Annotated in this window: 9 protein-coding genes; 6 read left to right on the top strand and 3 right to left on the bottom strand. The window is 58.9% G+C overall.

Features of this window, described 5'->3' with window-relative positions; translation table 11 throughout:
- The 6 genes from SB772_RS37230 to SB772_RS37205 all read left to right on the top strand — a co-directional run.
- Nucleotides 1-1,728: type VI secretion system Vgr family protein (locus tag SB772_RS37230; RefSeq protein WP_410838112.1), on the top strand; the 1,728-nt coding region annotated here is incomplete at its 5' end.
- The gene (locus SB772_RS37225; protein ID WP_410838111.1) at nucleotides 1,725-3,071 is read left to right on the top strand and encodes a hypothetical protein; all 1,347 of its coding nucleotides are present in this window, start codon (nucleotides 1,725-1,727) and stop codon (nucleotides 3,069-3,071) included. The genes SB772_RS37230 and SB772_RS37225, both read left to right, overlap by 4 nt.
- A gap of 12 nt (nucleotides 3,072-3,083) precedes the next feature.
- A complete protein-coding gene (locus tag SB772_RS37220) occupies nucleotides 3,084-3,605 on the top strand; it encodes a hypothetical protein (protein ID WP_410838110.1) in 522 nt (173 codons plus the stop codon).
- 54 nt (nucleotides 3,606-3,659) lie between these two features.
- Nucleotides 3,660-4,199 carry a hypothetical protein gene (locus SB772_RS37215; protein ID WP_410838109.1) on the top strand — a complete coding sequence of 180 codons (540 nt, stop codon included), beginning with the start codon at nucleotides 3,660-3,662 and terminating at the stop codon, nucleotides 4,197-4,199.
- Nucleotides 4,200-4,205: 6 nt separating this feature from the next.
- Nucleotides 4,206-4,454, top strand: coding sequence for a PAAR domain-containing protein (locus tag SB772_RS37210; RefSeq protein ID WP_410838116.1), 249 nt, complete (start codon nucleotides 4,206-4,208; stop codon nucleotides 4,452-4,454).
- Nucleotides 4,455-4,469: 15 nt separating this feature from the next.
- Nucleotides 4,470-5,105 (top strand): hypothetical protein, encoded by a 636-nt coding sequence (locus SB772_RS37205; RefSeq protein WP_410838108.1) that lies wholly within the window; start codon nucleotides 4,470-4,472, stop codon nucleotides 5,103-5,105.
- Between the two features lie 706 nt (nucleotides 5,106-5,811).
- Here the strand turns inward: SB772_RS37205 and SB772_RS37200 are convergent.
- From SB772_RS37200 to SB772_RS37190, 3 genes are read right to left on the bottom strand one after another with little or no spacing between them, the layout of a single operon-like run.
- Complete coding sequence (locus tag SB772_RS37200; RefSeq protein ID WP_410838107.1) at nucleotides 5,812-6,738, bottom strand: ABC transporter permease; 927 nt, start codon at nucleotides 6,736-6,738, stop codon at nucleotides 5,812-5,814.
- Complete coding sequence (locus SB772_RS37195) at nucleotides 6,738-7,616, bottom strand: ABC transporter permease (RefSeq protein ID WP_410838106.1); 879 nt, start codon at nucleotides 7,614-7,616, stop codon at nucleotides 6,738-6,740. The genes SB772_RS37200 and SB772_RS37195 overlap by 1 nt, the downstream gene beginning before the upstream one ends.
- Complete coding sequence (locus SB772_RS37190; protein ID WP_410838105.1) at nucleotides 7,613-8,692, bottom strand: ABC transporter ATP-binding protein; 1,080 nt, start codon at nucleotides 8,690-8,692, stop codon at nucleotides 7,613-7,615. Before SB772_RS37190 ends, SB772_RS37195 begins: the two co-directional genes overlap by 4 nt.
- Nucleotides 8,693-8,694: the final 2 nt, after the last annotated feature.

Below are 8,694 nucleotides of genomic sequence, written 5' to 3'. Positions count from 1 at the left end.
GAATGCCTGGCGCGCGTGCGCCTCGATGCCGAGCGATGCCGCAGCCTGCGCGCACGCGGCAAGGGCAACCTGCGGGGACTCGCGACCGGGTGCACCTTCCACCTCGAAAACCATCCGGTCAGACAGGCGAACGCCGAATACCTGGTGGTGTCCACCACGGTCGATATCCGCAATGTCGACGAGGCCAGCCGCCCGGCCGGCGCCGGTGCGCAATACCAGTGTGAAACGGACTTCGTGCTGCAGCCCGCCAACACGTTTTTCAAGAACCGGCCAAAGGCCAGGAAACCGCGGTGCGCCGGCGAGACGGCCGTTGTAGTTGGACCTGGCGACCAGCCCATGTGGGTTGACGGCTATGCGCGGGTCAAGGTCCAGTTTGCGTGGGACCGGCTGGGCAACAACGACCAGAATTCCAGCATCTGGCTTCGCGTGTCCTCGCCGTGGCAGGGTAACGGATTCGGCACGATCTACCTGCCGAGAATCGGCCAGGAGATCACGGTCAGCTATCACGACGACGACCCCGACAAACCGTATGTGTCCGACCGCATGGTGAACCAGTTCAACCAGCCGCCGTGGATGCTGCCGGGCAACCAGGCGCTGTCGGGCACGCGCACGAAGGAACTCGACGGCGCGATGTCCAACAGCGTCGTGGCGGACGACACGAAGGGCCAGCTTCAGGTGCAAGTGACGAGCGATTACGCGCAGTCGCGGCTGGTACTCGGTTACAACACGCGGATTGCGGGCAACGAGGGGCGCAAGGAAGCGCGCGGTGAGGGCGTTGAACTCGCGACCGATGCAGAGGCGGTGATGCGCGCTGGACGCGGCATGCTGCTCACCACGGAAAAGCGCGCGGGTGCAACGGCACCCGTCAAGGACATGGGTGAGACGGTGCAGCGTCTGACGCAGGCGCGCAAGCAGCATGAAAACCTGTCGCAACTTGCGCAACAGCACAAGGCGCAGGATGCACAGGCGAGCCAGCGCGATGCAACGCAAACCATCAAGACGCAGAACGATGCAGTCAGGGGTGGCGCGCAAACCCATGACAATCCGTCGCCAGAAATGACCCGCCCGGATCTGCTGCTGGCGAGCGCAGCAGGACTGGCGACAACAGCCGCGGACAGCACGCACCAGGCCAGCGTGAACGACCACGCGATCACGGCAGGCCGTGACTACAGCCTGTCGGCGGGGCGCTCGTATCACGCCTCGGTGCGAGGCTCGATCTCGCTGTTCGCCTACCAGGACGGCATGAAATTCATGTCGGCCAGAGGCCGGATTGACATGCAGGCGCAGACTGACGAGATGGCGCTTGCTGCGCTGAAGGACATTACCGTCAGCAGCACGGACGGGAAAGTCATCATCACGGCGGCAAAGGAAGTGTGGATCGGCGCGGGTGGCTCGTACATCCAGATCAACGGCAGCGGCATCATTAACGGCTCGCCTGGGCCAATCCTGGAAAAGGGCGCCGACTGGGATGTGACGGGACCGGATTCGATGCGCATGCCCATACCGGTTCTGCCTACCGCCTTTGAACATCTCTTCGATCGTCCCGTTTGGGTTGTAGACAATCGGGGATATTCAATTCCTCACAGGCCGATTCGAGTTCATTTGAAAAGCGGGCAAACCTTGGAAGGAAAGACCGATCGCGACGGAGTAGCCAACCTGGCTATCAGCGATGAGGCCGATATCCTGCGTATCGAAATTCTGAAAAAACTAAGCGGAAAGAACATATGATCGAAAATACCTCGCTTCCGGATTATGGAATTCCACAGGGAAACGATAATACCTTTCCGCCTTTCACAAGGCCGCACGTCAGCCCCGACGATGGGAATGCAGATAACGATCTGTCGGGACCCGCGCTTGAATACGAGACTGGATATATCTGCAGGGCCGTTCTCGCTGACGAGCTAATAGCAAAGCTCAGAAAGGCTGGAGAAGAAACAGAGGTACAACATCACGATAACGTTCCGCTGACGCCGAAGGTTGAACCGAAACCCGCGACGGGAGGGGCTGCATCGACCACCTCGCCGACAGAGGCTTCGAACTCGCCCCCAAAGAAGAAAAACAAGAATGATGCCAACGACCATCAGATGCTGATAAACAGGCTGAGCAAGAAGCCTCATATCGTCGAATTCAAGGGCGCTGTTCTGGATCGGAACGAACGCCTCAAGATTATTGCCGCCGTAGCAATGTGCGAAAGCGGGAATGATCCGTTCGGCGCGGAAAACACCGATGAAGAGTTTGTTGGACGCAAGAATGGACACAAGGGTATCGAAACCAGCTATTCGCGCATCGTCCACATCGGCCTGTCATATGGCGTGATCCAGTTCACGCAAGATGGCGGCGCGCTTGGCGGTGTGCTACAGAAGTGCAACGAGAAGAATCACCAAAAATTTGTCGACGTCTTCGGCGACAACTGGCAAGAACTACTCACGCTAACGACTGGCGGAATCCCTGTGCCCGGCGTCGATTACGTTTCCGGCCTCGATCACTGGCATGCGGTCGCGAACACCAAGCAGGGAACAGATATCAAAGCGAAGGCGTCCGCGAACAAGCTGCCGGTAAGTGGTGAGATTCGAGGTAAGCGAGTTCAGCCAATCGCCCTTACCGTCGGCGGTATCAAGCAGGACCTCTGGGAAGGTACGTGGAAGGAGCGTTTCAAGGACGCGGCACAGGTGACCGATTTCCAAGAAGCGCAACTAATCTACGCCGTCGAAAACTACCTAAATCCCACCTTGCCCTTTTGCAAGACGAACAACGTACGTTCTGGACTCGGCATCGCCTTCGCGGTGGCGTGTAGAGTACGTGGTGTAAATCCACAACTGCTGCTCGAAGCGGCAAAGAAGAAGGGATTGAAGGTACCCTTCGAATCGGAGGCCGATGAAAAAACGGCGGTCGTTTCAATCTCAAAGAGCGAAATCAAAAACTATCAGACGACCCATAAGGGCAAGGTCAAGACGGTGAAAGTGGCGGGCGAGGAAATCACCCGCGCAGGTCGGCTGAACGGTGATTCGACCGGATTTCTTGCCGAGGATATGTACTGGACGGACACCTTTGACAACGATCACGATAATTAATCGAGGTAATCAATGCTGAAGTACAAAATCGCGTCCATGTTGGCCGCGCTCGCAGTGATAGATACAGCGCATGCCGCCGGGCTGTGCAGCGCGAACGAAACGATCGTGTTCAACTGCGAACTCAAGGAAAATCACAAAATCGTTTCCATGTGCTCGTCGAAGGATCTAACTGATAAGAAAGGTTTTTTGCAATACCGCTACGGCCTACCGAACAAAGTCGAACTGACGTTCCCGAAGAGCCGGGAGAATTCGCAGGCGCAGTTCGGTTACGACGAATATTCCCGCCCCGATCTGAGTACATTCGTGGTCGGCTTCAACAACGCGAACTATCGATATGAGATATCAGAGACAACTGAAGGTGGCGAAGACGTTGGAGTCACAACCCGCTCGCTGCTGGTGAGTTCGGAAGCAAACAAGCGCGGCCTGAAACTGACGTGTCTCGACAACAAGAACACTGTGTCGAACATTTCGACGCTCGACCACGTGCTGAACTGTGACAAGAAGCGCGCGATAGTCGAAGGTGCGTGCGACTGATTCATGTGCTCGCATCCACCCCAGTGCGGCGCTAGACGACCTAGCCCAATACAAATGAAAAGAGTAGCCTTCGCTGCGCTGATGGGCCTCATCGTGTCTGGCGCGAGCTGTGCTGCTCAGCCAGACGAAACTATAGTGAAAAGTTGCCTTCAGGCGCAAGCTATCGCTCCCTCTGTCACGATTCAAAGCCTCAATACGGGCGAAATTACGCAAGACGATAAATACGTCGATGGCTTTCATGCGCTCTATATGTTCGAATATCGTGGTTCCGATGTTGGTTACGCTGAGAGTAAAGAGGACCAAGCATTGATCTACTTGGGCAAGCTTTACCGATTATCCAAGGCCGTGCCATTTGGCAATAATCGCGGCATCAAACATAGCGCAATCAACCCAACGTTGGCGCAATGGAGCATCGCAAGGGAAAATAATAAAAAATACTTCTGCGTAAGCTTTAATTTTGATGGGCTGGGACGGAGCGGAGATTTTCAAAATGTCCATGGCGGATATTTATTGGATACTGCGACGAAATTTTTGTATTTCGTCGTTCGAGATATCCGAAATTTATATATAAATTTTTTCACCAATAGTCACTAATTCACGATTAATCTAATCCGTCTCGGTGACACCACCGACCACGGCGGTGAAGTCATCACCGCCTCCGAGACCATGCGTTACGGCGACCGGCGTGTGGCCCGCAAGGGCGACGAGGTGACGTGTCCGCAGCACCCTGACGTAAAGCCCAACCTGATCCTGGAGGGCGATGAATCGATGATGGACGGAGGCATTCCGGTCGCGCGCCAGGGCCACCGGGGGATGTGCGGCTGCCGCCTGATTTCGAGTCTGGTGTGACCGGCGATGACGCTTATGCACCGTTTCTTTACAGCCCCGAAAACCTGGCTACTCAAGATCGAGCGCGAACCGGGAGTGCTGGACTTCGCCCTGGAAGTGCTGCCCGAAGGGAAGGCGCTGGTATGTTTCCAGTCGCCGGTTGACGCGCACATTGAAGGCTTGCTGCGGGCGAGACCCGACATGCGGTATTACGTCACCGAGGCGTGGGCTGCGCATGAGACCTGGTTTCTGCGGGAACCGGGTTTGCTGATGGCGTTTCTGCATCTCGCGTGGGTGGGCCAGTCAGGACGGATGCTGCTGCGTCCGAGCGGCACGCCGTGCCGGTACTTCCGCTCCTTGCGTAAAAGCGTCGAGGGTGAGGGACCGTTCACGTTCGAGGTGGATGCCGGGTCGCTGGAGGTAGTGGACCGGCTGCACGAGCAGGCCGGACTGTTCGCATGGCGCGAGACGGTATCGCATGAAACGTCCAGGGCGGCGCGGATGCAGATGCAGGAGCTGGAGCGGCACCGGGAACTGGTCGATCAGGCGGTTCGTTCCGCTCGTGTTATTACGCGACCGGAGAGTCGGCCAGGCGAAGAACTGATGCTGTTTGACCCCAAGTTCCGGCAATGGCATACCGTTTCGCGTGAGGCGGCAGAAACCCATGAATAACAGCACGGGTCGGCCCCGAATCATGTGCTACACGGTAACCGAACCATGAAGCACTCCTATCCTGCTTTTTATTGACGAAGCGCATACGATCATCGGGGAGGCGTTCGACGATTGGGGCGACACCCATTAGCGGGCCGGTGTCAAGTGAGCAAACAACACCACGACTGCGCAAGCAGCCGGTTTCGTATTTCAATATCCGCTCGCAGTAGCTGATCGCGCCCGTTTCTTCGATTCATGGCTGCGACGGATCGCGCCAGACACCCATCAGGATCAAGCGAGCGGCGGTGAAGCAGCCTGTCGCCGTGGTGGCTGATTGCCCACGTGGATGATACGCGGGCAGCCACCTTCGCTCAATCATATGAAGCTAGTTACGTGTCAGCACATCGGCACTGGTTGAACGACTTCATTGAACAGAAAATTATACCGAGGGCGTTTGCATGTGATCCATCGCCCGTACCTGCAGGTCGAGTCCTGCTCAAAATAACTGCAGCGTTAAGGGCTGGCAAATCACGATTACGAAAATTACTGTTGCTACTTTTCTTTTTGGTCTCGCGGCGATTGGCACGTCGACCTCGCCCACGGGGAAATGAAGTCGAGTCCACTCCGCCCCATGTCGGCCGCCGTGCTGACCAATTCGTTGAGACGCCTCCCCTTTCGTGGTTCTCAACGGTCCTCGTCAAACTCGGTGAATCTCCGGCGCGACGCGTCAGCGCTTCTGTTCCTTCACACGCGACACGATCTGCGTCGGACTGACGAATTGCAGCGCGATCAGCACCCAGATCAGCGTGATCGCCATGTAGATCATCGCCATCGCGTCGATCGACTGCGGTGCGCGCACGCCGGTTGAAAATACCGCGTAGTACAACGCGACCACCAATGTTTGCGTCGCGGGGCCGGCCGTGAAAAATGTCAGTTCGAACATGCCGATGGTGCGCACCAGCACGAGCAGGCCGGCCGCCAGCATGCCGGGCACCAGCAAAGGCAGCAGCACGTAGCGGAAATAGCGGAAGGTGTTGGCGCCGAAAATGCGCGCCGCCGCTTCGAGATTCGGATCGATCTGTTCGATGAACGGCGTCATCACCAGAATCACGAACGGCAGTGCGGGCACGAGATTCGCGAGAATCACGCCGCCGAGCGTCCCCGCCAGACCGATCTTGTACATCACGGTCGCCATTGGAATGCCGTACGTGACGGGCGGCACCATCAACGGCAGCAGGAAAATCAGCATTGCCGTGCGCTTGCCCGGAAATTGCACGCGCGCAAGCGCATAGGCCGCGGGTACGCCGAGCAGGACCGAGAACAGCACCACCGCGCCGACCACTTCGACCGTGACCCACAACACGCTCGCCAACTGGAAGTCGCGCCACGCCTGCGCATACCAATGCAGCGTGAAGCCTTGCGGCAACAAGGTGCCGAACCAGCGCGTCGCCACCGAGTTGACCGCGACCGTCGCGATCAGCAGCACCACGTTGACGAGGAAAAACACCATCGCGCCCCACACCAGCACCTGCCACGCGCGGACCGGCAAACTGCCGCGTTGTTTGATGCGCTTGCTGGGCTGCCGGGCGCCGTCATCGCCGTTTGACGATGACGCGGTCCACGAAGGATGTGCCGCATGACGATCGGTTGCCATCAGCCTTTTCCTCCCGTCACCGGACCGCTGTAGAAAAAGCGGCGCGCGCCGAGCATCGCGGCGACCACCACCAATTGCACGAAGCCCATCACCATCGCGATCGCGGACGCAAGCGAATAGTCGTAGCTCTCGAACGCGGCTTCAGCCGCGGCGATCGACATCACGCGCGTCGGGCCGGCGGGCGCACCGAGCAGCACCGCCGATGGAAACACCGAGAACGCCTGCACGAACGACAGGCACGCGGCCATCGTCAAACCCGGCGCCAGCAGCGGCAGATAGATGCGGCGAAACTGCTGCCACGGACTCGCGCCGAGCGTCGCCGCGGCGCTCGCGAGCGTCGGATCGATGCCCGTTACATACGACAGCGTCAACAGAAACGCAAACGGAAAACCCGACACGATCAGCGAGATCAGCACGCCCCAGAAGTTATGCGTGAGACGCACTTCATCCGTATAGAGATGCAGGCCTTGCAAGGCTTGCGGAAACCAGCCGTTCGGACCGAAGTACGTGAGCATGCCGTCGGCGATCAGCACAGTGCCGAGCGTGACCGGAATCACCAGCAGCGTCGTGACGAATTTCTGCCAGGGTGAATTGCGGCGCAGCGCGAACGCCACCGGCACCGACACGCCGACATTGACGAGCGTCGCGGGCACCGCGAGCTTCAACGTGACGATGATGGTCGGCCACATCGACGTATCGGTGAAGAACGCCAGATAGTTGGCCCACAGGCCACCGCCGTTCATCGGCCGGAACGACAGCACCAGCCCATACGCAAACGGATAGATGAACAACGCGACGATGAAGATCAAAGCCGGCGCGACCAGCCACGCTTTGGTGTCGCGCGGCGCAAGTGGCGGTGACAGCGTGCCTGTGTTCATGGCGCGTCTTCGTCATAGACGAGCGTGCGTGACGGCGCCACGCGCAAGCTGATTCGCTCGCCTTGCTCGAACTCGCCCGCGATACGCGCCCACAACTCGCCGAATGCCGTCTTCACGCGCAATAGCGAATCGTGCCCGCCATATTCGACCGTGCTCACCAACGCGTCGAACGCGTTTTCCGCATCCGGTTCGGCACGTTCCATATCCTCGGGACGCAGCGCGACGCTCACGCGCTTGCTGTTGAACCCGGCCATGGGGGTGCCGATCAGACGCACGCCGTTCGCGCTTACCGCAACGCCTTCGCCCTGCATGCCTTCGAGCGTGAATTCGACCACATTGCGATAGCCCATGAAGCGCGCGACGTGCAGGTTCTGCGGCCGCGTATAGACCGCTTTCGGCGTCGCGATCTGCTGCACGACGCCCTCTTTCATCACGACGATGCGGTCCGCCATCGACAACGCTTCGTCCTGATCGTGCGTCACATAGAGGGTCGCGCGCTCAAGCTGGCTATGGATGCGGCGAATCTCGGCGCGCATTTCGATGCGCAGTTTCGTATCGAGATTCGACAGCGGTTCGTCCATCAGGATCAGCGGCGGTTCGATCACGATGGCCCGCGCGATCGCGACGCGCTGCTGCTGCCCGCCCGAAAGCTGGCCGGGCAGCTTGCGTTCATGCCCGACCAGTTGTACGAGCTGCAACGCCTCACGTGCACGCCGCACGGCTTCGCTCCTGCCGACCCCGCGCATCTTCAAACCGAAGCCGACGTTGTCGAGCACCGTCATGTGCGGAAACAACGCATAGTTCTGGAACACCATGCCGAAGCCGCGCTTTTCCGGCGGCAGCACGTCGATGCGTGTGTCGTCGAGCCAGATGCCGCCCCCGCTCAACGGCTGCAAACCGGCGATGCAATTGAGCGCCGTCGATTTGCCGCAGCCCGACGGTCCCAGCAACGCGATGAATTCGCCGCGCCGGATATTCAGATCGAGCCCCTGCAACGCCGCGATCGCATGGCCTTCCGCATTCGTGAAACTGCGGCTCACCGAGTCGAGCCGCAACTGCTCAAAGTGGTGCTTCATGG

This window comes from Paraburkholderia sp. SIMBA_030 (assembly GCF_046535245.1).
In the GTDB taxonomy this organism is placed as follows: Bacteria; Pseudomonadota; Gammaproteobacteria; order Burkholderiales; family Burkholderiaceae; genus Paraburkholderia.
This window is presented reverse-complemented; position numbering and strand designations above follow the sequence as displayed.

Coding starts and splice junctions, on each gene's coding strand:
- SB772_RS37205 (WP_410838108.1), top strand. CDS start 4,470: ATGCACCGTTTCTTTACAGCCCCGAAAACCTGGCTACTCAAGATCGAG.
- SB772_RS37195 (WP_410838106.1), bottom strand. CDS start 7,616: ATGAACACAGGCACGCTGTCACCGCCACTTGCGCCGCGCGACACCAAA.
- SB772_RS37220 (WP_410838110.1), top strand. CDS start 3,084: ATGCTGAAGTACAAAATCGCGTCCATGTTGGCCGCGCTCGCAGTGATA.
- SB772_RS37200 (WP_410838107.1), bottom strand. CDS start 6,738: ATGGCAACCGATCGTCATGCGGCACATCCTTCGTGGACCGCGTCATCG.
- SB772_RS37225 (WP_410838111.1), top strand. CDS start 1,725: ATGATCGAAAATACCTCGCTTCCGGATTATGGAATTCCACAGGGAAAC.
- SB772_RS37190 (WP_410838105.1), bottom strand. CDS start 8,692: ATGAAGCACCACTTTGAGCAGTTGCGGCTCGACTCGGTGAGCCGCAGT.
- SB772_RS37215 (WP_410838109.1), top strand. CDS start 3,660: ATGAAAAGAGTAGCCTTCGCTGCGCTGATGGGCCTCATCGTGTCTGGC.